Here is a 23,591-nt window from a genome sequence, read left to right as displayed (position 1 = left end):
GTCCCTTTCTGTCAGTGGCACGTGGGTTCGGAAGACAGGGGCCGTCAGAGGAGCGCGGCCCGGGGACCGTCGGGCTGTTCCATCCGCCGCTCCAGGATCGAGCGGGCGAGCTCGGAGGACTCCGCCTCGTTGAGCCGCCGGAACCCCTCCTCGGTGATCACGGTGACGATCGGGTAGATACGACGGGCCATGTCCGGGCCGCCGGTCGCCGAGTCGTCGTCGGCGGCGTCGTACAGCGCCTGGACGACCAGGGTGGTCGTCTGCTGCTCCGTCAGATCGTCGCGGTAGAGCTTCTTCATCGACCCGCGGGCGAAGATGGACCCGGAGCCCGTGGCCGCGAAGCCCTGCTCCTCGGAGCGGCCGCCCGTCACGTCGTACGAGAAGATGCGGCCCTTGTCGCGGTCGACGTCCCAGCCCGCGAAGAGCGGGACGACGGCCAGCCCCTGCATCGCCATGCCCAGATTGCTGCGGATCATGGTGGAGAGCCGGTTGGCCTTGCCCTCCAGGGAGAGCTGCGCGCCCTCGACCTTCTCGAAGTGCTCCAGCTCCAGCTGGAAGAGCTTGACCATCTCCACGGCCAGACCGGCGGTGCCGGCGATGCCCACCGCCGAGTACTCGTCGGCCGGGAAGACCTTCTCGATGTCACGCTGCGCGATCATGTTGCCCATGGTGGCCCGCCGGTCACCGGCGAGCACCACGCCGCCGGGGAACGCGGCCGCGACGATGGTCGTGCCGTGCGGCGCCTCCACGACGCCCTGCGTGGGCGGCAGGACACGCCTTCCCGGCAGCATCTCGGGGGCTTGGTCGCCCAGGAAGTCCATGAACGACGACGAGCCCGGCGTCAGGAAGGCAGCCGGCAGACGCCCGGTGCTACGAGGGTTGGCTTCCACGCGTTTCCTTCCGGATAGGCGGCGGCCCGCCCCTGGAGGCCGGACCGATCTTTCGAACTGTGCACGGACCATACCCGTGCGGTCGCCGGTCGTCCGCCCCGGTGTGCCGGATCTGGATCACGGCGCCGGGGCGGACGACGAGGACAACAGTCGCTACTCCCCGCCCTTTTGGACGAAGGAGCGCACGAAGTCCTCCGCGTTCTCCTCGAGCACGTCGTCGATCTCGTCGAGTACGGAGTCGACGTCGTCCGACAGCTTTTCCTGCCGCTCCTTGAGGTCCTCGGATCCCTGCGCTTCCTGCGCCGTCTCCTCGGTCCCCTCGGTGGAACGCGTGGCCTTCTGCTGTCCGCCGTCGGTGTCCTTGGTCGCCATCTCTGCCTCACCCCGCTCGCTCGGTTCGATGTCCTTGATCAGACCCTACAAGCGGGGTCTGACATCCGCGCCGTACTTTCACAACGCGTGGGGATCACCTCGATGATTCCCACACGCCGCCCCTTTCAGCCCCCGGAAAGCACCCGGACCAGCTCCTCCGCCGTACGGCAGCGGTCCAGGAGCTCCTTGACGTGGTTGCGTGTACCGCGCAACGGTTCCAGTGTGGGAACCCTCTGGAGCGAGTCCCGGCCCGGCAGGTCGAAGATGACCGAGTCCCAGGAGGCCGCCGCGACGTCGTCCGCGTACTGCTCCAGGCAGCGGCCGCGGAAGTACGCGCGCGTGTCCTCAGGAGGCTGCGTGCGGGCCTGCTGCACCGCGGTCTCGTCCAGGAGCCGCTTCATCTTGCCCCGGGCCGCCAGGCGGTTGTACAGGCCCTTCTCGGGGCGTACGTCGGCGTACTGGAGGTCGACCAGGTGGAGCCTGGGGGCGTCCCAGTCCAGGCCGTCACGCCTGCGGTAGCCCTCCAGGAGCTCCCGCTTGGCGATCCAGTCCAGCTCGCCCGACAGGCTCATCGGGTCGTTCTCCAGCCGGTTCAGCACGTCCTCCCAACGGCCCAGGACGTCCCGGGTCTGCTCGTCGGCGTCGGCGCCGAACCGCTCCTCGACGTACTTGCGCGCCAGTTCGAAGTACTCCATCTGAAGCTGGACAGCGGTCAGTGTCCGGCCGCTGCGCAGCGTGATCAGCCGCTGGAGCGCCGGGTCGTGCGAGATCTGGTGCAGGGTGCGCACCGGCTGGTCGACGGCGAGGTCCACGGTGATGAAGCCGTCCTCGATCATCGACAGCACCAGGGCCGTCGTACCCAGCTTCAGGTACGTCGAGATCTCGGAGAGGTTGGCGTCCCCGATGATCACGTGCAGCCTGCGGTACTTCTCGGCGTCGGAGTGCGGCTCGTCGCGGGTGTTGATGATGGGGCGCTTGAGGGTCGTCTCCAGGCCGACCTCGACCTCGAAGTAGTCGGCGCGCTGGCTGATCTGGAAGCCGTGCTCGTGGCCGTCCTGGCCGATGCCGACGCGGCCTGCGCCGGTGACGACCTGCCGGGACACGAAGAACGGCGTCAGGTGGCGCACGATGTCCGTGAAGGGGGTTTCCCGCTTCATCAGGTAGTTCTCGTGCGTGCCGTACGACGCGCCCTTGTTGTCGGTGTTGTTCTTGTAGAGGTGGATCGGCTGGGCGCCCGGCAGCTGGGCCGCGCGCAGCGCCGCCTCCGCCATGATCCGCTCGCCGGCCTTGTCCCAGAGCACCGCGTCCAGCGGGTTGGTGATCTCCGGCGAGCTGTACTCGGGGTGCGCGTGGTCCACGTACAGCCGCGCGCCGTTGGTGAGGATGACATTGGCCAGGCCGATGTCCTCGTCGGTGAGCTGGCTGTTGTCGGCGGCTTCCCTCGCGAGGTCGAAGCCCCGCGCGTCCCGCAGCGGGTTCTCCTCCTCGAAGTCCCAGCGGGCCCGCCGCGCCCGGTGCATCGCCGCCGCGTAGGCGTTGACGATCTGGGACGAGGTGAGCATGGCATTGGCGTTGGGATGGCCGGGGACGGAGATCCCGTACTCCGTCTCGATGCCCATTACTCGCCGTACGGTCATGCGGCCCTCCTTGCCCGGCGTCGCCCCCGGACGGGGGCGGCACTCAAGTACCGCTGGCTCTCCGGTGCGTGTGCGGTGCCCGGTCCCGCACTGCGCGACTCGGCGATACCGAAAAGCCTAGAACGCCTCTGCGCTGGTGGGGAGATCAATTCCGTCATTGCTCCGGTGTGGTGGAAATGGCGGTCGCCACGGAGAAAGCAACCGGCTGCGGACGCCCGCGCGGGCACCCGCAGCCGGTCCGCGATCTACAGGTACTGACCGGTATTCGCCACCGTGTCGATGGAGCGTCCGGTGTCCGCGCCCTGCTTTCCGGTGACGAGCGTGCGGATGTATACGATCCGCTCGCCCTTCTTTCCGGAGATGCGGGCCCAGTCGTCCGGGTTCGTGGTGTTCGGCAGGTCCTCGTTCTCCTTGAACTCGTCCACGCAAGCCTGGAGGAGATGGGAGACCCGAAGGCCTTTCTGGTCGTGGTCGAGGAATGCCTTGATGGCCATTTTCTTGGCCCGGTCGACGATGTTCTGGATCATCGCGCCGGAGTTGAAGTCCTTGAAGTACAGGACTTCCTTGTCGCCGTTCGCGTACGTGACCTCGAGGAATCGGTTCTCCTCGGACTCGGCGTACATCTGCTCGACGACCGACTGGATCATGCCGTGCACCGCGGCTTCCCTGGAGCCGGTGTGCTCGGCCAGGTCGTCCGCGTGCAGCGGCAGCGTGGACCGGAGGTACTTCGCGAAGATGTCCTTCGCCGCCTCGGCGTCCGGACGCTCGATCTTGATCTTGACGTCGAGCCGGCCGGGCCGCAGGATCGCGGGGTCGATCATGTCTTCGCGGTTGGAGGCGCCGATGACGATGACGTTCTCCAGGCCCTCCACGCCGTCGATCTCGGCGAGCAGCTGCGGAACGATGGTGTTCTCCACGTCCGAGCTGACACCCGAGCCACGGGTGCGGAAGAGCGATTCCATCTCGTCGAAGAAGACGATGACGGGGGTGCCCTCGCTCGCCTTCTCCCGGGCACGCTGGAAGACGAGGCGGATGTGCCGCTCGGTCTCACCGACGTACTTGTTGAGGAGCTCGGGGCCCTTGATGTTGAGGAAGTAGCTCTTCCCCGCGGGCTGGCCGGTCACCTCGGCGACCTTCTTGGCGAGCGAATTGGCGACGGCTTTCGCGATCAGCGTCTTGCCGCAGCCGGGCGGGCCGTAGAGCAGGATGCCCTTCGGCGGCCGCAGGTCGTGTTCCTTGAAGAGGTCGGGGTGGAGGTAGGGAAGCTCGACCGCGTCGCGGATCAGCTCGATCTGGTTGCCCAGACCGCCGATCTTGTCGTAGTCGACGTCCGGAACCTCTTCGAGGACGAGCTCCTCGACCTCGCTCTTGGGGATGACTTCGTAGACGTAGCCGGACCTGGGTTCCAGCAGCAGGGCGTCGCCGGGGCGGATGGTCACGTCCATCAGCGGCTCGGCGAGCCGCACCACCCGCTCCTCGTCGGTGTGCCCGAGCACCAGGGCGCGCTCGCCGTCCTCGAGGATCTCCTTGAGGGTGACGATTTCCCCGGCGCGCTCGAATTCCATGGCCTCGACCACGTTGAGCGCTTCGTTGAGCATGACTTCCTGGCCGCGCCTGAGCTCTTCGAGCTCCACGCCGGGGCTGACGTTCACCCGTAGCTTGCGGCCACCGGTGAAGATGTCGGCCGTGCCGTCCTCGTTCGCCGTGAGGAAGACACCGAAGCCGGCCGGCGGCTGCGCGAGCCGGTCGACCTCTTCCTTGAGGGCCACGATCTGGTCGCGGGCCTCACGGAGCGTATTGGCGAGCCGCTCGTTCTGAGCGGACACGCCGGCCAAGTTGGTCTGCAGCTCGACGATCCGCTCTTCGAGAATCCTCGTATGACGCGGAGAGTCGGCGAGCTTGCGGCGCAGGACGGCGATTTCCTGCTCGAGATAGGCAACCTGGCCGGCGGGGTCCTCAGACCCTCGCCCCGGCCGGATGCCGCGGTTGATGTCGTCGTCGTGGGCTGCCACGGTCCTCACCTCCTCCAAGGGGAGCTGGACGCTTCCTGACCCTACCTGGGCGGGTGCGGGTTGAAACCCCTAGATCACAAAGACTGCGGGGTGTGTCCGATCTTCACCCTTGCGTACTCCCTCACACCAGGGGAATACCCACCCATCAACATCGGAAAGCGGGCGGTTGTATCGTCGAAGCGTTCAACACCCGTCAGGGCTGGCTTCAATTGCTACAACCGCGCAGGAAACGGCAGGAGATATGACCGTGCAGGAGAAGGCTCCCACCGCCGACGGTGCGCAGACGGGCGACCCGCTCGAGGTGTGGATCGACCAGGACCTCTGCACCGGCGACGGCATCTGCGTGCAGTACGCCCCCGATGTGTTCGAGCTCGACATCGACGGCCTGGCGTACGTGAAGAGCTCCGACGACGAACTGCTGCAGAGTCCGGGGGCCACAACGCCCGTACCGCTGCCGCTCCTCCGGGACGTCGTCGACTCCGCGAAGGAGTGCCCGGGCGACTGCATCCACGTACGTCGGGTTTCGGACAGGGTCGAGGTCTACGGTCCTGACGCGGAGTGACGGATCACATACGGCGCGCGTCAACCGGCAGGACGGTCCGGGCGAACTTGCCGCCCCGCCACTGCCACTTGACCTTCTCCGTCACGTCCGGGCAGCAGCGGGCCACGTCCGGCGACGAGTAGCCGAGCAGGGTCGCCGAGACGGCGCCGGCCCGTACGGCGAAATCGCTGACGCCCATCCCGTCCGCCGGGTCCACCAGGGTCGCCACGACGCGTGAAGGCCCGGTGAGGACGAAGACTCCACTGGGCGGGGTGCCGATCCCCGACGCGCAGCGTACGACCGCCACGGTCTCGGGCCGGCCGTCGCCGTCGAGATCGCCGGAGCCCTTCTCGACCACGGCGGGCTTCCCGCCGCGGCACTCCAGCGGGTACACGGCGCTCGACGCGTCGGGCGCGGCGACGGCCTTGGTGGCGGGCCCGGAGCCGGGGGCGGACTGCGAGGCGGTGGCTGCTTCCGGCTGGAGCAGGGCGGCCGCGGCCACGACCGCGGCCATGGCGGCGGCGGTGGCGAGCCAGTGCACCGGGCGGGGCCGGGTGTGCGCGAGGTCCAGGGCGGCGGAGGTCTGCACGCGGGGTGTCTCCTGGGGCTGTGCCGGTGGGGTGGCGAGCATCGTGCCACATGTCACAGCCCGGCGGAACGGCGGGGCCCGCACCGGGGACGGGTCCGTACCGGGAACGGGTCGTACCGGGAACAGGTCCGTAGCGGGAACGCGAAAGCGCCGTCGTCGAGTTCCCCGGTCGGTCGGGGAACTCGACGACGGCGCTGGCTCGTTGCCGGGTCAGCCCCGGGAGGCGGACCCGCTCTCGCTTCCGGGACCCGTGTAGTCCTCGCCGTACGCGCCCTTGGCGGGGCGGCGGCGGCGCAGCGGGGGCTCCACACCGTCCGCGAGGCGGCGGGCGGTGAGCAGGAAGCCGGTGTGGCCGATCATCCGGTGGTCGGGGCGGACGGCCAGGCCCTCGACGTGCCAGTTGCGGATCATCGACTCCCAGGCGGTCGGCTCCGCGAAGCAGCCGATCTCGCGGATGGACTCGACGGTGCGCGCGAGCTGCGTGGTGGTGGCCACGTAGCAGCAGAGGATGCCGCCGGGGACGAGCGCCTTGCGGACGACGTCCAGGCACTCCCACGGGGCGAGCATGTCGAGGATCACGCGGTCGACGTCGGTGTCGTTCAGGTTGTCCTGAAGGTCGCCGACGGTGAGCCGCCAGGCGGGGTGCGGGCCGCCGAAGTAGCGCTCCACGTTCTGCGTGGCGATCTCGGCGAAGTCCTCGCGGCGCTCGTAGGAGTGCAGCATGCCCTGGTCGCCGATGGCACGCAGCAGGAAGCTGCTCAGCGAGCCGGAGCCGACCCCCGCCTCGACGACACGGGCGCCCGCGAAGATGTCGGCGAAGGCCAGGATCTGCCCCGCGTCCTTGGGGTAGACCACGGCGGCACCGCGGGGCATGGACAGGACATAGTCGGGGAGCAGGGGGCGCAGCGCGAGATAGGCGACGTTTCCCGTGGTACGGACAACACTGCCCTCGGGAGCACCGATCAGCTCGTCGTGGGGGAAGGAACCCTTGTGGGTGTGGAAATTCTTCCCGGCCTCGAGCGTGAACGTGTAGTGGCGTCCCTTGGGGTCGGTGAGCTGGACCTGGTCCCCGACCTGGAAGGGGCCGCGACGGCGGGCGGCACCGGTCGGTTCGGACATGTGACCAGCCTACCGGTCTTTTGGGGGCCGATCTCGCCGCGGTACGGCGGCGGGCGGACCGGGGCCGTCTACTGCGGGCGGGCCATGGCCGACACGAAGGCGCGCTCCACGTCGGCGGTGGACAGGACGCCGTAGATCTCGCCCGTCTCCTCGAGTACCAGGTACTCCGTGGCCGGGGCGGCCCGCAGGTGCTCCAGCAGGGCCTCGCCCGCCAGCTCGGCCGCGATCTTCATGTCCTCGGTGAGGTCCTGCGCGAGGCCGCTCACCGCCACCCAGGGCCTGCGGTGTTCCGGGACGGCGACGATGGCCGCCTCGCGGACGACACCGGTGGGCTCCCCCTGCCCGTCGACGACGACCAGGGCGCGGGCGCCCGCCGCGTTGGCGCGCCGCAGGGCCTCGGAGAGCGGGGTGTCCGGTTCGACGGGGACGGCGCGCCGGGTGAGCGTACGGGCGTGCAGGCCGGGGAGGTGCTCGCGCAGCCGGGCCATGCGGAGGCTGTTGCCGGCGCCGGTCCAGATGATCGCGGCGAGGATGGCGGCGAGCAGGGCGTCGGTGACGGTCTCCATGCCGCCGATGTCCTCGGTGGAGTTGCCGAGGGCGCCGGTGTGGGTGAGCAGCGGGAGCCCGATGAGGACGGCGACGGCGAGCGCCCTGCCGACCCAGGCCGCGGCGATCGTGCCGCTCATCGGCTTGCCGGTGATCTTCCAGACGATGGCGCGGAGCATCCGCCCGCCGTCCAGCGGCAGGCCGGGCAGGAGGTTGAAGGCGGCCACGATGAGGTTGGAGATCATCAGGCCGGCCAGCAGGACGCCGGGCACGGTGCCGGGCTCCACGGCCCGCATGCCCGCGTAGAAGACGCCGCTCAGTACGAGCGAGAGCAGCGGGCCGACGAAGGCGAGGACGAACTCGCGCCCCGGTGTCTCCGACTCCTTCTCGATCTCGGACACGCCGCCGAAGAACTGGAGCTGGATGCGGCGGACCGGCAGCTTGAAGCGCAGCGCCGCCACGGTGTGGGCCAGTTCGTGGACCAGCACGGAGGCGTAGAAGGCGACGGCGAAGAAGAGCGAGACCAGGTAGCGGAGGTTGCCCAGCTCCGGGAGCACGCGGTCGAGCTGGCCGCCGAAGACCCAGGTGATGAGCGCCGCGACGAGGAACCAGCTGGGGGCGACGTAGACCGGCACACCGAACGGGCGGCCCATGAGGAGGCCGCCGCCCGGCTCGCGCGGGCGCTGCGGCTTGTCGCCGTGCCCGTCGCTCCCGCCGCGCTTGTCGCGCTCGCCGCTCTCGTTCACAGGGGCCCTTCGTTCGCAGGCGTCACTCGTCGCCGCACCGGGCGGTCCGCCGGCCGGGCAGCGCGAGAGGGTCTGCCGTCGATGGTATGCGGACGGCTGTCAGTGGCGGGTCGTAGGGTCTTGGACATGACTACGAGTTCCGGTCGGGACGACGCTGCCCAGCACCCCACGTCGCTGTCCCCCTCCCGGGCGAGCGACTTCATGCAGTGTCCGCTGCTCTACCGGTTCCGGGTGATCGACAAGCTGCCCGAGAAACCGAGCGAGGCGGCCACCCGGGGCACGCTGGTGCACGCGGTGCTGGAGCGGCTCTTCGACGATCCGGCGACGGAGCGCACGGCGGGGCGGGCCAGGGCGATGGTGCCCGGCCAGTGGGAGCGGCTCCTGGAGTCGAAGCCCCAGCTCGTGGAGTTGTTCGCCGAGGACCCGGAGGGCGAGCGGCTGTCGCGCTGGCTGACGGAGGCCGAGGAGCTGGTCGAGCGGTGGTTCACGCTGGAGGACCCGACGAGGCTGGAGCCGGCCGAGCGGGAGCTCTTCGTCGAGACGGAGCTGGAGTCGGGCCTGCGGCTGCGCGGCATCATCGACCGGGTGGACGTGGCTCCGTCCGGCGACGTGCGGATCGTGGACTACAAGACGGGCAAGGCGCCTCGGCCGGAGTACGCCGAGGGCGCGCTGTTCCAGATGAAGTTCTACGCGCTGGTGATCTGGCGGTGGAAGGGCGTCGTGCCGCGCCGGCTCCAGTTGGTGTATCTCGGCAGCGGTGACGTGCTGACGTACGACCCGGTCGAGGCGGACCTGGAGCGGGTGGAGCGCAAGCTGCTCGCGCTGTGGGACGCGATCAGGGAAGCCACCGGGACGGGTGACTGGCGGCCGCGTCCGACCAAGCTCTGCGGATGGTGCGACCACCGCGCGGTCTGTCCGGAATTCGGCGGTACTCCCCCGGCGTACCCGCTGCCCGTCGCCCTCACGGTGCGCCCGGCCGATCCGCCCCGGGACGGCCAGGGCAGAATGGACCCGGTCTAGCGAAGGAGACTCCGTGGCTATCCGCGTCCTACTGGTCGACGACCAGCCGCTGCTGCGCACCGGCTTCCGGATGATTCTGGAGGCCGAGCAGGATCTCGCGGTCGTCGGTGAGGCCGGAGACGGCCTGCAGGCGATCGAGCAGGTCCGGGCGATGCAGCCCGACGTGGTCCTGATGGACATCCGGATGCCGCGGATGGACGGTGTGGAGGCGACCCGCCAGATCACCGGTCCGGGCAAGGACGGTCCGGCGAAGGTGCTCGTGCTGACCACGTTCGACCTCGACGAGTACGTCGTGGAGGCGCTGCGCGCCGGGGCCAGCGGTTTCCTGCTGAAGGACGCGCCCGCCACCGAGCTGGTGCAGGCGATCCGGGTGGTCGCGGCGGGCGAGGCGATGCTGGCGCCGAGCATCACGCGCCGGCTGCTCGACAAGTACGCGGACCACCTGCCGTCCGGCGAGGAGCAGGTCCCGGACACGCTGCACACGCTGACCGAGCGCGAGGTCGAGGTGCTGAAGCTGGTGGCCCGGGGGCTGTCCAACGCGGAGATCGCCGCCGACCTCTTCGTGAGCGAGACGACGGTGAAGACGCATGTGGGGCACGTACTGACGAAGCTCGGGCTGCGCGACCGCGTGCAGGCCGCGGTGTACGCGTACGAGAGCGGCCTGGTCAGGCCCGGCGCCCAGTAGCGGACGCCGGACCCGGCCCGGCAGGGGCCGGCCGTCACCGGCCGGCCCGCGCCCTCAGCCCTTGCTGATCTCCCAGAAACGGAAGACGGTCGACGCGTCCAGGGTCCACTCCAGGCCCGAGATGTCGTCGTGGGCGACGGCGTACTGCTTGCCCTGCCACAGCGGAATGACCGGCAGCTCCTCGGCGACGATGTCCTGGAGCTTGCCGAAGTCCTGGTCGGCCTTGGTGCGGTCGGCCGAGGCGGCGGTGTCCGGGATGATCCGGCCGGTGATCTGGCTGTTCTCGTAGTTGTTGCCCAGGACGTTGTCCTTGCCGAAGAACGGCTGGGTGAAGTTGTCCGGGTCCGGGTAGTCGGGGACCCAGCCCTTCACGTACACGCCGTACTTGCCGGCCGCGATGTCCTTCTCGTACTGCTCGATCTCGACGGACTCGACCTTGGCCTCGAAGAGCCCGCTCTTGTTGAGCTGCTTGGCTATCGCCTCGAACTCCTGGACGGTGGCGGGTCCGTAGCGGCTGGGCGTGGCCCAGAGGGTCAGCTTCACCTTGCCGGTGATGCCCGCGTCGCGCAGGACCGCCTCGGCCCTGCCGGGCTGCGGGCTGCCCCCGTAGGTGTCGAAGAACGCCGTGTTGTGGGCGCCGATGCCGGCCGGGACGATCGAGTACAGCGGGGTCGCGGTGGACTGGTAGACGTCCCGCACCAGGGCGTCGCGGTCGATGAGGTACGCCATGGCCTTGCGCACGCCGAGCTTGCCGGCGACCGGGTCCTTCATGTTGAAGACCAGGTGCTGGACCTCGGCGCTGGAGCCCTCGACGACCTCGATGCCGCCGGAGCTGCCGGCCGTCGCGTTCTCCAGTTCGGTGATGTCGGCGGTCGCGAGACCTCGGTAGGCGATGTCCACGTCGCGCGCCTTGAGGGACGCGGCCAGCGCCTTCTGGTCGCCGTGGAAGAACTTCACGGTGACGCCGGAGTTCTTCACCTCGGCGGTGCCCTTGTACTCGCCGTTGACGGAGAAGACCGCTTCGTCCTGGCCGAAGGATTCCAGCTTGTACGGCCCCGAGCCGACCGCCTGCCTGTCGGTACGGAGCTTGTCGAAGGCGTACTCGCGGTGGTCGACGATGGAGCCGGCGCCCGAGGCGATCTTGCTCGGGAAGGTGGCGTCCGGGACCTTGAGGCGGAAGACGACGCTCTGGTCGTCCGGCGTCTCGATCGTGTCGATGGAGGAGAGCATGACCGCCGCCGGGCCGGCCTTGTCGTTGATCTTCAGCGAGCGCTCGAAGGAGTACTTGACGTCCTTCGAGGTCAGGCTGTTGCCGTTGCTGAACTTCAGGCCGTCGCGCAGCGTGCAGCGGAAGACCTTGCTGGCGTCGTCGTCGAAGCCGCACTCCTTCGCGGCCTCGGGCTCCGGCACCGAGCCGCCCTTCGGGAAGGCCAGCAGCGACTGGAAGACGTTGTTGAACAGCAGCCAGGAGCCCGGGTCGTAGCCCGACGCCGGATCGGTGGCCAGCACCTCGTCCGACATGCCCATGACCACCGCGTCACCCGTGCCGCCCGAGCCGCCCTCCTCGGTGCCACAACCGCTGAGCAGACCCGCCGCGAGTCCCGCCGCGAGCGGGGCCGTCAGCCACTGGTTACGCCTTTTCACGGATCCTTGCCTCACAGATTCGATGAATTCACCACCGGCGACGCGGTCTTCGCGGCCGGGTACTGCCGACGTCAGGAGACGCCGCGGCCCAACTCCCACAGCTGCAGGTCCGCCGAGGAGTTGACGGCCCATTCGACGCCGGTGATGTCGTCGCGCGCGGCGACGTACTGCTTGCCCTGCCACAGCGGCAGCACCGGCACGTCGTTGGCGACGATCTCCTGGATCCGCTCGAACGTCTCCGTGGCCGCGCTCCGGTCGGCGGCACGGCGCGACTCGGGGATGAGCTTGTTCCTGGTTTCGCTGTTCGCGTACGGGGTGTTGAGGAAGTTGTCCTTGCCCAGGAACGGCGCGACGTAGTTGTCGGCGTCCGGGAAGTCGGGGAACCAGCCCATGCCGTAGACGGCGTACTCGCCGCGCTTCTGGCTGGCACGGAACTTCGACCACTCGGTGCCCTTGATAGCCACGTCGAAGAGCTTCGTGGCGTTGAGCTGCTCCTGGAGCACCTCGAACTCCTTCTTCGTCACCGAGCCGTAGTGGTCGGTCGTGTAGTTCAGCGTCAGCTTCACCGGCGTGCTGATGCCCGCCGCGCTCAGAATGCCGGCCGCCTTGCGCGCGTTCGGCTCGCCGTACTTGTTGAAGAACGCGTTCTGGTGCCCGGGGATGGTGTTCGGAATGAGCGAGTAGAGCGGTTCGGCCGTGGCCGGGTACACCTTGCTCGCGAGCTGCCCGCGGTCGACGACGGAGGCCAGGGCCTGGCGCACCGCCTTGCTCTTCACGGTGGAGTCCTCGGTGTCGAAGCCGAGGTAGCGGATCTCCAGACCGGGCATCTCGACGAGGTCGATGCCCTCGGGCGGGTTCTCCGACAGGTCCTTGATCTGGTGGGGCTGCAGGGTGCGCGTCATCATGCTGATGTCGCCGTCCCTGAGCGCCTTCTCCATGGACTCGGTGTCCTCGAAGGACCGCAGCTCGACCTTGTCGTTCTGGAGGCTCAGGTCGCCCTTGTAACGGGGGTTCTTGGTGAAGACCGCCTTGACGACCCTGCCGCCCTCGGTCTCCGTCTCCAGCGTGTACGGGCCCGAGCCGTCGGCGTCGGCTCCGGCCCGGAGCTTGTCCGCCTCGTACATGTCGGAGTCGACGATGGCCGCGGCGGGCGTCGCGATCTTGTACGGGAACGTGGCGTCCGGCGTCTTGAGATGGAAGACGATCCCGCTGTCGCCGTTGGTCTCGATCGTGTCGATGTTCGACAGGAGCGCGACCGGACCGTTGCCGTCGTTGATCTTCAGTACGCGCTCGATCGAGAACTTGACGTCCTCGGCGGTGATCGTGTCGCCGTCGGAGAACTTCAGTCCGCTGCGCAGGGTGCAGCGGTAGCTCTCGTTCTGGGTGTCCGTGAAACCGCACTTGGAGGCCGCGTCCGGCACCGGCTCGCCGCCGCCGCGCGGGACGTGCATCAGCATCTGGACGGTCTGCCGGAGGACGTTCCAGGCGCCCGCGTCGTAGGCGAACGCCGGATCGAAGGGCGCGGGAGCCTCCTTCGTGGCAACGAACTGGTCCGTGGTGCCCACGACTATGGCATCACCGCCCCTGCCGCCGCCGTCCGAGCCGCCGCACGCGGCGAGCACGGGCGCGAGCAGGCCAATCATGGCCGGCAGCACCAAAGTCTTGCGGTTCATCCTGGACGTTCTCCCTCATCCGGCACTGAGTTTCAGCGGTGTACTGGACACTCCGCCGCGGCCGCCCGGTCGGGGCGGAGCGATCGGGCCGGGATCAGAGCGATCGGGTACGTGGTCCCAGCAACTGGTTGGGCGCTGAGGCACGTGATGATGCGGCGAAGTTCTCGCGTTGAGATTAGTGGGAAACGCCGGGAATCCTGGACCGGAGGCGTGCCGCTCCGTTATCGGTCGGTGATCATGAATCCCGGAGCGTCGGCGCCGTGGGGTGGGAATGATTCGTACACCACCCCATCAATGCGGACACAAGGGCGTCAATTACAGTCCCCCGGAGGCGCTTTGGCGCTCCCGGACGCCGCCCGCGACGACCCTCGGGGTGACAAACGTCACCCGGCCAAGTCATTTGATCGACTGCGCATTTCCCGTTTCGCGATCACGGAAAATGCACGGCCCAATGCCCAGAGTTTCCGGCCATTAGCGGAGGTACGCTCGGTGCACGGATCAGTTCATTCGCGTGATCAACGTCCGGAGAAAGGCGAGATCGACTTCTTCGAGCGATCCCACGACGACCCGGCCGCGCGCGGGTGCGATCGGCGCGACGGACGGCACGGCCACCACGCGGCAGCCTGCCGCCTCGGCGGCCGCCACGCCGGTCGCCGTGTCCTCGACGACCGCGCATCTCAGGGGGTCGGCGCCCAGCCGGGCCGCCGCGTGCAGGTACGGGTCGGGGTGCGGCTTCGTACGGGCCACCTCGTCGCCCGCGACCGTGAGCGAGAACTTCTCCGGGCCGAGCGTCTCCAGCACACGGTCGATGATGCGCCGGTGCGAGGCGGAGACCAGGGCGGTGGGCACCTCGTGCGCCGCCAGTTCGGCGAGCAGCCGCGCCGCGCCCGGCATCAGCGGCACGCCGCTCCCGATGCGCTTCTCGAAACGGTCGTTGAGCAGCACCGTCAGCTCGGGCAGGGTGATGTCCGCGCCGGTCACCTCGATGAGGTAGCCGGCACTGCGTGTCATGGGCCCGCCGACCACCACGTCGCGCCACGCCTCGTCCAGCACATGCCCGAGGTCCGCGAAGACCTCCGCCTCGACGTCCCACCAGAACCCTTCGGTGTCCACCAGAGTGCCGTCCATGTCGAGGAAAACGGCCTGCAGGGCGGAGCCTTCGGCCGTACGGGTACCGGGCGCGGGGACGGTACTGGTCATCCGGGCACACCTCCTGGAGGGACGAGAAGGCCGGCCGCCTCCCCAGGGGGGAGGCAACCGGCCTGCACTGGACCGACCAGTGTACGACCCGTCGGGCTCGCTAGCGCGCGTTGAAGTACTTCGCCTCGGGGTGGTGGATGACGATCGCGTCGGTGGACTGCTCCGGGTGGAGCTGGAACTCCTCGGAGAGGTGGACGCCGATCCGCTCGGGCTGGAGCAGGTCGGCGATCTTCGCGCGGTCCTCCAGGTCGGGGCAGGCGCCGTAACCGAGCGAGAAGCGCGCGCCGCGGTACTTGAGGGCGAACATGTCCTCGACCTCGGCCGGGTCCTCGGCCGCGAAGCCGAGCTCGGAACGGACTCGGGCGTGCCAGTACTCGGCGAGCGCCTCGGCCAGCTGGACGGAGAGGCCGTGGAGTTCGAGGTAGTCGCGGTAGGAGTTCGATTCGAACAGCTCGGCCGTGGCCTCGCCGATCCTCGACCCCACGGTGACGACCTGGAGGCCGACCACGTCCGTCTCGCCGGACTCCTCCGGGCGGAAGAAGTCGGCCAGGCACAGGCGGCGGCCGCGGCGCTGGCGCGGGAAGGTGAAGCGGGTGCGCTCGGAGCCGTCCTCGCCCAGGAGGATCAGGTCGTCGCCCTTGGACACGCAGGGGAAGTAGCCGTAGACGACGGCGGCCTCCAGCATGTTCTTGGTGTGGAGCTGCTCCAGCCAGCCGCGCAGCCGGGGACGGCCCTCGGTCTCGACGAGCTCTTCGTACGTCGGCCCGTCGCCGGCCCTGGCCTGCTTGAGACCCCACTGGCCCTTGAACAGCGCACCCTCGTCCAGCCAGGAGGCGTACTCCTTGAGGCCGATGCCCTTGACGACCCGGGTGCCCCAGAACGGCGGGGTGGGGACCGGGTTGGTGGTGGAGACGTCGGAGCGGGCCGGGCCCTCGGACTCCTGGACCTCGATGAGGGGAGTGTCCAGCTTGGCCACGCGGCGCTGCTTGAGCTCGGGGAGCCTGGCGCCGGGGACGCCGCGCTTGACGCCGATCAGGGCGTCCATCAGGCGCAGGCCCTCGAAGGCGTCGCGGGCGTAGCGGACCTCGCCCTCGTAGATCTCGTGCAGGTCCTGCTCGACGTAGGCCCTCGTGAGGGCGGCGCCGCCGAGGATGACCGGGAAGTCCGCGGCCATCTTGCGCTGGTTGAGCTCCTGGAGGTTCTCCTTCATGATCACCGTGGACTTCACCAGCAGGCCCGACATGCCGATGACGTCGGCCTTGTGCTCCTGTGCGGCCTCCAGGATCGCGGAGACCGGCTGCTTGATGCCGAGGTTGACGACCGTGTAGCCGTTGTTGGACAGGATGATGTCGACGAGGTTCTTGCCGATGTCGTGCACATCCCCGCGGACGGTGGCCAGCACGATCGTGCCCTTGCCCTCGTCGTCGGTCTTCTCCATGTGCGGCTCCAGATGCGCCACCGCGGTCTTCATCACCTCGGCCGACTGGAGTACGAACGGCAGCTGCATCTGCCCCGAGCCGAACAGCTCGCCGACGACCTTCATGCCCTCCAGCAGCGTGTCGTTGACGATGTCCAGGGCCGGGCGGGTCTGGAGGGCCTCGTCGAGGTCGGCCTCCAGGCCGTTCTTCTCGCCGTCGATGATGCGGCGCTGCAACCGCTCGTCGAGCGGCAGGGCCATCAGCTCCTCGGCGCGGCCGGCCTTCATCGACTTCATGTTGACGCCCTCGAAGAGGGCCATCAGCTTCTGGAGCGGGTCGTAGCCCTCGGCGCGGCGGTCGTGGATCAGGTCGAGGGCGACCTTGACCTGCTCCTCCTCCAGGCGGGCGATGGGCAGGATCTTGCTCGCGTGCACGATCGCCGAATCCAGCCCGGCCTTGACGCACTCGTCGAGGAAGACGGAGTTCAGCACCACGCGGGCGGCCGGGTTCAGACCGAAGGAGATGTTCGACAGGCCCAGGGTGGTCTGGACGTCGGGGTGGCGGCGCTTGAGCTCGCGGATCGCCTCGATCGTGGCGATGCCGTCGCCCCGGGACTCCTCCTGCCCGGTGCAGATGGTGAAGGTGAGACAGTCGATGAGGATGTCCGACTCCTCGATGCCCCAGTTGCCGGTCAGGTCGGCGATGAGCCGCTCGGCGATGGCGACCTTGTGCTCGACGGTGCGGGCCTGGCCCTCCTCGTCGATGGTCAGCGCGATCAGGGCGGCGCCGTGTTCCTTGGCCAGGGCGGTCACCTGGGCGAAACGGGACTCCGGGCCGTCGCCGTCCTCGTAGTTGACCGAGTTGATGACCGCGCGGCCGCCCAGCTTCTCCAGACCGGCCCGGATGACGGGCAGTTCGGTGGAGTCCAGCACGATGGGCAGGGTGGAGGCGGTGGCGAAGCGGCCGGCCAGCTCCGCCATGTCGGCCACGCCGTCGCGGCCGACGTAGTCCACGCACAGGTCGAGCATGTGCGCGCCCTCACGGATCTGATCGCGCGCCATCTCCACGCAGTCGTCCCAGCGGGCCTCCAGCATGGCCTCGCGGAACTTCTTCGACCCGTTGGCGTTCGTCCGCTCACCGATCGCCATGTAGGCGGTGTCCTGGCGGAAGGGGACCGACTGGTAGAGGGAGGCGGCGCCCGGCTCGGGGCGCGGGTCGCGCTGCGCCGGGGCCAGGCCGCGGGCCCGCTCGACGACGGCGCGCAGGTGCTCCGGCGTCGTACCGCAGCAACCACCGATCAGGGACAGACCGTAGTCGCGGACGAACGTCTCCTGGGCGTCGGCGAGGCCGTCGGGGCCGAGCGGGAAGTGCGCGCCGTCCTTGGTGAGCACCGGCAGGCCCGCGTTGGGCATGCACATCAGTGGCGTACGCGAGTGGCGGGCCAGATAGCGCAGGTGCTCGCTCATCTCGTCCGGGCCCGTCGAGCAGTTCAGACCGATCAGGTCGATGCCCAGCGGCTCCAGGGCCGTCAGCGCGGCGCCGATCTCCGAGCCCAGCAGCATGACACCGGTCGTCTCGAAGGCGAGCGAGCAGATCAGCGGTACGTCGATGCCCAGGGCGTCCATCGCGCGGCGCGCGCCGATCAGGCTCGACTTGGTCTGGAGCAGGTCCTGGGTGGTCTCCACGATCAGGGCGTCCGCACCACCGGCGAGCAGTCCTTCGGCGTTTCGCTGGTAGCCGTCCCGCAGCACGTCGTACGCGATGTGGCCGAGCGAGGGCAGCTTGGTGCCGGGGCCGATCGAACCCAGCACCCAGCGCTGGCGGCCGTCCCTGGCGACGAACTCGTCGGCGACCTCACGCGCGATGCGCGCACCCGACTCGGACAGCTCGAAGATCCGGTCGGCGATCTCGTACTCGTTCGCCGCCGAGTGGTTCGCGCCGAAGGTGTTGGTCTCCACGCAGTCCACACCGACCGCGAAGTACTCCTCGTGGACCGAGCGCACGATGTCCGGGCGGGTGATGTTGAGGATCTCGTTGCAGCCCTCGAGATTCTCGAAGTCCTCCAGGCTGGGGTCCTGCGCCTGGAGCATGGTGCCCATCGCCCCGTCCGCGACGACGACTCGGCTGGCGAGCGCTTCGCGGAGGGCGTCTGCGCGGCTGCTGTGGCTGGCAGGCGTGGGGGTCGGCAACGAGGCCATGGATCTGCTCCCTGGAGTGCGACGGCTGTCGGCTTTGCCCTTTCCCGGCGGAAGGGGCACCCGGCCAGCGTAACCGTGCCCCCGCCCGCGGCGTGAAGGCGTCCCACGGGGCGGACGGGCACCGTGTTCTGATGGCTCCGGCCGTCGGCGCGGCCGTCGACGGAGCGGTCGGCAGAGCGACTGACGGTGACGCCAGGTCGACATGAGCCGATAGTGTTCAGCATTGTCGAACCGAGGTGGAGGTGCCCGATCGTGGCGAAGAACATCCAGTCGCTCGAGCGGGCGGCGGCGATGCTGCGCCTGCTCGCCGGCGGCGAGCGCAGGCTCGGCCTGACCGAGGTGGCCTCGTCCCTCGGCCTCGCCAAGGGTACGGCGCACGGCATCCTGCGCACCCTCCAGGCGGAGGGTTTCGTCGAGCAGGACCCCGCCTCCGGCCGTTATCAGCTGGGCGCCGAACTGCTGCGCCTCGGCAGCACCTATCTGGACGTGCACGAGCTGCGCGCCCGCGCGCTGGTGTGGACCGACGACCTGGCCCGCTCCAGCGGCGAGAGCGTCTACCTCGGCGTCCTGCACCACAAGGGCGTACTGATCGTCCACCATGTCTTCCGCCCGGACGACAGCCGGCAGGTGCTGGAGGTGGGCGCGATGCAGCCGCTGCACTCCGCCGCCCTGGGCAAGGTCCTCTCGGCGTACGACCCGGTGGCCCACAACGAGGTCCTCGAGAACGAGCGCGAGGCATTCACCCCGCGCACGATCACGGACCCGGAGGGTTTCGAGGCGGTGCTCGACCTGACCCGGGCGCGCGGCTGGGCCGCCGACGTGGAGGAGACCTGGGACGGGGTGGCCTCGATCGCCGCCCCCATCCACGACCGGCGGCGGATGCCCGTCGGCGCGGTCGGTGTCACCGGCGCCGTCGAGCGGATCTGCGCGGGCGGAGAGCTCCGCCCCGACCTCGTGGCCGCCGTACGGGACTGTGCGCGCGCGGTGTCGCGGGATCTGGGCGCCGGGCGCTTCTGAGGCGCGTACCACCCTCTCCCGCCCCGCCGGTAACGATCGCGATACCGGTCGCAGAACCCTTGACGTGTGTGGTGACGGGGACAAAACTGCCGTTCATCGGTCGGCATTGTCGAACACCTACCGGCAATACGCGTTAGAGTGTGGCAACGCCAAGGGACCGGCTAGGCCCTCGATGAGGGCGCGAACCACCGGAGGGACCCGGAGTTCGCCTTTCCCCTGGACGAAGGACAAAGGAGTCGCGGGTGTCCAGCTCCGACATCTTCATCGGCGAGACCATCGGTACCGCCGTGCTCATCCTGCTGGGCGGCGGCGTCTGCGCCGCCGTCACGCTCAAGCGCTCGAAGGCCCAGAACGCGGGCTGGCTCGCCATCACCTTCGGGTGGGGTTTCGCCGTGCTGACCGGCGCCTACCTGGCCGGCGGCGTCTCCGGCGCGCACCTCAATCCCGCGGTCACCGTCGGCCTCGCGATCGAGGGCGGGACCCAGTGGAGCGACGTACCGCTCTACTTCCTCTCGCAGCTGTTCGGCGCCATGATCGGCGCGGTGCTCGTCTGGCTGACGTACTACGGCCAGTTCCGCGCGCACCTCACCGACCCCGAGATCGTCGCGGCGCAGCCCGCCGAGGAGGGGATGGTCGACCAGAAGGCCGCCCCCAAGGCCGGCCCTGTGCTCGGCGTCTTCTCCACGGGCCCCGAGATCCGCAACGCCGTGCAGAACGTCATGACCGAGGTCATCGCGACCGTCGTGCTGGTCCTGGCCATCCTCACGCAGGGCCTCAACGACGACGGCAACGGCCTCGGCACGCTGGGCGCGCTGGTCACCGCCCTCGTCGTGGTCGGCATCGGCCTCTCGCTCGGCGGCCCGACCGGTTACGCGATCAACCCGGTGCGTGACCTCGGCCCCCGGATCGTGCACGCTCTGCTTCCGCTGCCCAACAAGGGCGGTTCGGACTGGGGCTACGCGTGGGTCCCGATCGTGGGTCCGCTGATCGGCGGCGCCGTCGCCGGCGGCATCTACCGGATCGCCTTCGCCTGAGCCCCCTGCCGGACAGAGCCCGTACCGAGCCGTACAGACTTCATGGAGCACACCGTGACCGACGCACACACCACCGGCCCCTTCATCGCGGCCATCGACCAGGGCACCACGTCCAGCCGCTGCATCGTCTTCGACAAGGACGGCCGGATCGTCTCGGTCGACCAGAAGGAGCACGAGCAGATCTTCCCGAAGCCGGGCTGGGTCGAGCACGACGCGGCCGAGATCTGGACCAACGTCCAGGAGGTCGTCGCCGGCGCCATCCGCAAGGCGGGCATCACGCCCGCCGACGTCAGGGCGATCGGCATCACCAACCAGCGCGAGACCACGCTGCTGTGGGACAAGAACACCGGCGAACCCGTCCACAACGCCATCGTGTGGCAGGACACCCGCACCGACGCGCTCTGCAAGGAGCTCGGCCGCAACGTCGGCCAGGACCGCTTCCGCCGCCAGACCGGCCTGCCCCTCGCGTCGTACTTCGCGGGCCCCAAGGTGCGCTGGCTGCTCGACAACGTCGAGGGCCTGCGCGAGCGCGCCGAGGCCGGCGACATCCTCTTCGGCACCATGGACTCCTGGGTCATCTGGAACCTGACGGGCGGCACCGACGACGGCGTGCACGTCACCGACGTCACCAACGCCTCGCGCACCCTGCTCATGAACCTGCACGAGATGCGGTGGGACGAGAAGATCCTGCAGTCGATGGAGATCCCGGCCGCCGTGCTGCCGGAGATCCGTTCCTCCGCCGAGGTGTACGGCGTCGCCAAGGCGGGGCCGCTGGCGGGTGTGCCCGTCGCCTCCGCGCTCGGTGACCAGCAGGCGGCGCTGTTCGGCCAGACGTGCTTCTCCGAGGGCGAGGCCAAGTCGACGTACGGCACCGGCACCTTCATGCTGATGAACACCGGTGACAAGCCCGTCAACTCCTACAACGGCCTGCTGACGACCGTCGGTTACCAGATCGGCGACCAGAAGCCCGTCTACGCCCTCGAAGGCTCGATCGCCGTCACCGGCGCGCTCGTCCAGTGGATGCGCGACCAGATGGGCCTGATCAAGTCGGCCGCCGAGATCGAGACGCTGGCCTCCTCGGTCGAGGACAACGGCGGCGCGTACTTCGTGCCCGCCTTCTCCGGCCTCTTCGCCCCGTACTGGCGTCCCGACGCCCGCGGTGTGATCGCCGGCCTCACCCGGTACGTCACCAAGGCGCACATCGCCCGTGCCGTCCTGGAGGCCACCGCCTGGCAGACCCGCGAGATCAGCGACGCCATGACCAAGGACTCCGGGGTCGAGCTGACGGCCCTCAAGGTCGACGGCGGCATGACCTCCAACAACCTGCTGATGCAGACGCTCTCGGACTTCCTGGACGCACCGGTCGTGCGCCCGATGGTCGCCGAGACCACCTGCCTCGGCGCCGCCTACGCCGCCGGCCTGGCCGTCGGCTTCTGGACCGGCACCGACGAACTGCGCGCCAACTGGCGCCGGGCCGCCGAGTGGACCCCCCGCATGGACGCGGCCACGCGGGACCGCGAGTACAAGAACTGGCTCAAGGCCGTGGAGCGGTCCATGGGCTGGCTCGACGACGAGAGCTGACGAGGAGTTACCCACCATGACCATCCTGCAGAGCGTTCCGGCCCTCGGGACGCACCCGGCCGACGGTTCCACAGCGAGCCGCGCCGAGACCCGGGACCAGCTTTCCAAGGCGGCGTACGACCTCCTGGTGATCGGTGGCGGCATCCTGGGCATCTCCACCGCCTGGCACGCCGCGCAGTCCGGGCTGCGGGTGGCCCTGGTGGACGCCGGCGACTTCGCCGGCGCCACCTCCTCCGCCTCCTCCAAGCTGCTCCACGGCGGACTGCGCTACCTCCAGACGGGCGCGGTCAGGCTGGTCGCGGAGAACCACTTCGAGCGCCGGGCCGTCTCGCGCGACGTGGCGCCGCACCTGGCCAATCCGCTGACCTTCTACCTCCCCGTCTACAAGGGCGGCCCGCACGGCGCGGCCAAGCTCGGCGCGGGCGTCTTCGCCTACTCGGCGCTGTCCGCCTTCGGGGACGGGGTCGGCCACGTCATCAGCCCGTCGAGGGCGGCGCGTGACGTCCCGGAGCTGCGTACGGACAACCTCAAGGCCGTCGCCGTGTACGGCGACGACCAGATGAACGACTCGCGCATGGCCCTGATGACGGTCCGCGCCGCCGCCCAGTCGGGCGCGACCGTCCTCAACCACGCCGAGGTCACCGGCCTGCGCTTCACCCGCGGCCGGGTCACGGGCGCGGAGCTCAAGGACCGGCTGGACGGTTCGGAGTTCGGCGTCGACGCCCGTCTGGTGCTCAACGCCACCGGCCCGTGGGTCGACCACCTGCGCAAGCTGGAGAACCCGGACGCGGCCCCCTCCATCCGGCTCTCCAAGGGCGCGCACCTGGTCCTCAGGCGCACCGCCCCCTGGCGGGCCGCGCTGGCCACGCCGATCGACAAGTACCGCATCACCTTCGCGCTGCCGTGGGAGGACCAGCTCCTGCTCGGCACGACCGACGAGGAGTACGAGGGCGACCCGGCGGACGTAGCCGTCAACGAGAAGGACATCGCCCAGATCCTGGACGAGGCCGCCTTCTCGATCCGCGACCAGCAGCTGTCCCGCGACCTGATCACGTACTCCTTCGCGGGCCTGCGGGTGCTGCCGGGCGGTCCCGGCGACACCTCGAAGGCGAAGCGCGAGACGGTCGTCACCGAGGGCCGCGGCGGCATGCTGTCGGTCGCGGGCGGCAAGTGGACGACGTTCCGTCACATCGGCCGCACCGTCATGAACAAGCTCGCGGCCCTCCCCGGCCACCCGCTGGGCGAGGACATGGAGCCGATCTCGCGCCTGCCCAGGAAGCTGCCGCTGCCGGGCATCTCCAACCCGAACGCGGTGGCCCACCGGCTGCTCGTCGACGGCGGTACGCCGGGCCCCCGGATGTCCGCCGACACCGCCCGTCACCTGGCCACGCACTACGGCTCGCTGTCCTTCGACATCGCGCGCCTGGCCAACGAGGACGCGGCGCTGGCCGAGCGCATCCACCCGGACGCGCCGGAGATCTGGGCGCAGGTGGTGTACGCCCGTGACCACGAGTGGGCCGAGACGGCGGACGACGTGCTGCGTCGCCGTACGACGCTGACGATCCGGGGCCTGGCCACGGACGAGGTCCGCGCCAAGGTCGAGGACGTGCTGGGCAAGAAGGCCTGACCGCGCGCCCTTCCGCAGTGGCGTGGGTGAGGGGCGGCCGTC

Annotated in this window: 18 protein-coding genes; 7 read left to right on the top strand and 11 right to left on the bottom strand. The window is 69.5% G+C overall.

The features are described from left to right. Positions 1 to 44: 44 nt before the first annotated feature. The 4 genes from prcB to arc all read right to left on the bottom strand — a co-directional run bounded on the left by prcB (position 45) and on the right by arc (position 4,911). Positions 45 to 890 carry a proteasome subunit beta gene (gene prcB / locus ABD374_RS09345; protein ID WP_425577170.1) on the bottom strand — a complete coding sequence of 282 codons (846 nt, stop codon included), beginning with the start codon at positions 888 to 890 and terminating at the stop codon, positions 45 to 47. 153 nt (positions 891 to 1,043) lie between these two features. Then, positions 1,044 to 1,262: a ubiquitin-like protein Pup gene (locus ABD374_RS09335; protein WP_093801645.1), complete on the bottom strand. Its 219-nt coding sequence runs from the start codon at positions 1,260 to 1,262 to the stop codon at positions 1,044 to 1,046. Positions 1,263 to 1,387: 125 nt separating this feature from the next. After that, positions 1,388 to 2,899, bottom strand: a complete 1,512-nt coding sequence (gene dop / locus ABD374_RS09330) for a depupylase/deamidase Dop (protein WP_344493355.1) — start codon at positions 2,897 to 2,899, stop codon at positions 1,388 to 1,390. Positions 2,900 to 3,144: 245 nt separating this feature from the next. Next, complete coding sequence (gene arc / locus ABD374_RS09325) at positions 3,145 to 4,911, bottom strand: proteasome ATPase (protein WP_344493353.1); 1,767 nt, start codon at positions 4,909 to 4,911, stop codon at positions 3,145 to 3,147. A gap of 241 nt (positions 4,912 to 5,152) precedes the next feature. Here arc and ABD374_RS09320 point away from each other — a divergent pair, with 241 nt between their 5' ends. Next, on the top strand, positions 5,153 to 5,473 hold the full coding sequence (locus tag ABD374_RS09320) for a ferredoxin (protein ID WP_344493351.1): 321 nt from the start codon (positions 5,153 to 5,155) through the stop codon (positions 5,471 to 5,473). Positions 5,474 to 5,477: 4 nt separating this feature from the next. Here the strand turns inward: ABD374_RS09320 and ABD374_RS09315 are convergent, their stop codons facing one another. The 3 genes from ABD374_RS09315 to ABD374_RS09305 form a co-directional block, all read right to left on the bottom strand. Continuing rightward, a complete protein-coding gene (locus tag ABD374_RS09315; protein WP_344493349.1) occupies positions 5,478 to 6,041 on the bottom strand; it encodes a hypothetical protein in 564 nt (187 codons plus the stop codon). 210 nt (positions 6,042 to 6,251) lie between these two features. Continuing rightward, positions 6,252 to 7,160 carry a tRNA (adenine-N1)-methyltransferase gene (locus ABD374_RS09310; protein ID WP_344493347.1) on the bottom strand — a complete coding sequence of 303 codons (909 nt, stop codon included), beginning with the start codon at positions 7,158 to 7,160 and terminating at the stop codon, positions 6,252 to 6,254. Between the two features lie 68 nt (positions 7,161 to 7,228). Beyond that, complete coding sequence (locus tag ABD374_RS09305; RefSeq protein WP_344493345.1) at positions 7,229 to 8,452, bottom strand: site-2 protease family protein; 1,224 nt, start codon at positions 8,450 to 8,452, stop codon at positions 7,229 to 7,231. Between the two features lie 126 nt (positions 8,453 to 8,578). On the opposite strand from ABD374_RS09305, the gene ABD374_RS09300 reads away from it, so the two are divergent. Both ABD374_RS09300 and ABD374_RS09295 read left to right on the top strand, forming a co-directional pair. Beyond that, entirely contained in the window at positions 8,579 to 9,472 is an 894-nt protein-coding gene (locus ABD374_RS09300; protein ID WP_344493343.1) for a RecB family exonuclease, read from the top strand. A 13-nt stretch (positions 9,473 to 9,485) separates the two neighbouring features. After that, complete coding sequence (locus tag ABD374_RS09295; protein ID WP_344493341.1) at positions 9,486 to 10,157, top strand: response regulator; 672 nt, start codon at positions 9,486 to 9,488, stop codon at positions 10,155 to 10,157. A gap of 54 nt (positions 10,158 to 10,211) precedes the next feature. On the opposite strand, the gene ABD374_RS09290 is transcribed toward ABD374_RS09295, so the two are convergent. The 4 genes from ABD374_RS09290 to metH all read right to left on the bottom strand — a co-directional run bounded on the left by ABD374_RS09290 (position 10,212) and on the right by metH (position 18,290). Further along, complete coding sequence (locus ABD374_RS09290; RefSeq protein WP_344493339.1) at positions 10,212 to 11,801, bottom strand: ABC transporter substrate-binding protein; 1,590 nt, start codon at positions 11,799 to 11,801, stop codon at positions 10,212 to 10,214. A gap of 71 nt (positions 11,802 to 11,872) precedes the next feature. Next, positions 11,873 to 13,474 (bottom strand): ABC transporter substrate-binding protein, encoded by a 1,602-nt coding sequence (locus ABD374_RS09285; RefSeq protein ID WP_344493337.1) that lies wholly within the window; start codon positions 13,472 to 13,474, stop codon positions 11,873 to 11,875. A gap of 498 nt (positions 13,475 to 13,972) precedes the next feature. After that, positions 13,973 to 14,674 carry an HAD family hydrolase gene (locus ABD374_RS09280; RefSeq protein ID WP_344493335.1) on the bottom strand — a complete coding sequence of 234 codons (702 nt, stop codon included), beginning with the start codon at positions 14,672 to 14,674 and terminating at the stop codon, positions 13,973 to 13,975. Positions 14,675 to 14,774: 100 nt separating this feature from the next. Continuing rightward, positions 14,775 to 18,290: a methionine synthase gene (metH, locus tag ABD374_RS09275; protein ID WP_344493333.1), complete on the bottom strand. Its 3,516-nt coding sequence runs from the start codon at positions 18,288 to 18,290 to the stop codon at positions 14,775 to 14,777. Positions 18,291 to 18,542: 252 nt separating this feature from the next. Here metH and ABD374_RS09270 point away from each other — a divergent pair, with 252 nt between their 5' ends. The 4 genes from ABD374_RS09270 to ABD374_RS09255 all read left to right on the top strand — a co-directional run bounded on the left by ABD374_RS09270 (position 18,543) and on the right by ABD374_RS09255 (position 23,549). Then, positions 18,543 to 19,307: an IclR family transcriptional regulator gene (locus ABD374_RS09270; RefSeq protein WP_344493331.1), complete on the top strand. Its 765-nt coding sequence runs from the start codon at positions 18,543 to 18,545 to the stop codon at positions 19,305 to 19,307. A 242-nt stretch (positions 19,308 to 19,549) separates the two neighbouring features. Continuing rightward, on the top strand, positions 19,550 to 20,341 hold the full coding sequence (locus tag ABD374_RS09265; protein ID WP_344493329.1) for an MIP/aquaporin family protein: 792 nt from the start codon (positions 19,550 to 19,552) through the stop codon (positions 20,339 to 20,341). A 54-nt stretch (positions 20,342 to 20,395) separates the two neighbouring features. Then, the gene (gene glpK, locus ABD374_RS09260) at positions 20,396 to 21,922 is read left to right on the top strand and encodes a glycerol kinase GlpK (protein WP_344493327.1); all 1,527 of its coding nucleotides are present in this window, start codon (positions 20,396 to 20,398) and stop codon (positions 21,920 to 21,922) included. 16 nt (positions 21,923 to 21,938) lie between these two features. Continuing rightward, positions 21,939 to 23,549, top strand: coding sequence for a glycerol-3-phosphate dehydrogenase/oxidase (locus tag ABD374_RS09255; RefSeq protein WP_344493325.1), 1,611 nt, complete (start codon positions 21,939 to 21,941; stop codon positions 23,547 to 23,549). The last annotated feature ends 42 nt before the right edge of the window (positions 23,550 to 23,591 follow it).

It is taken from the genome of Streptomyces enissocaesilis (genome assembly GCF_039533765.1).
Classification (GTDB): Bacteria; Actinomycetota; Actinomycetes; order Streptomycetales; family Streptomycetaceae; genus Streptomyces; species Streptomyces enissocaesilis.
This window is presented reverse-complemented; position numbering and strand designations above follow the sequence as displayed.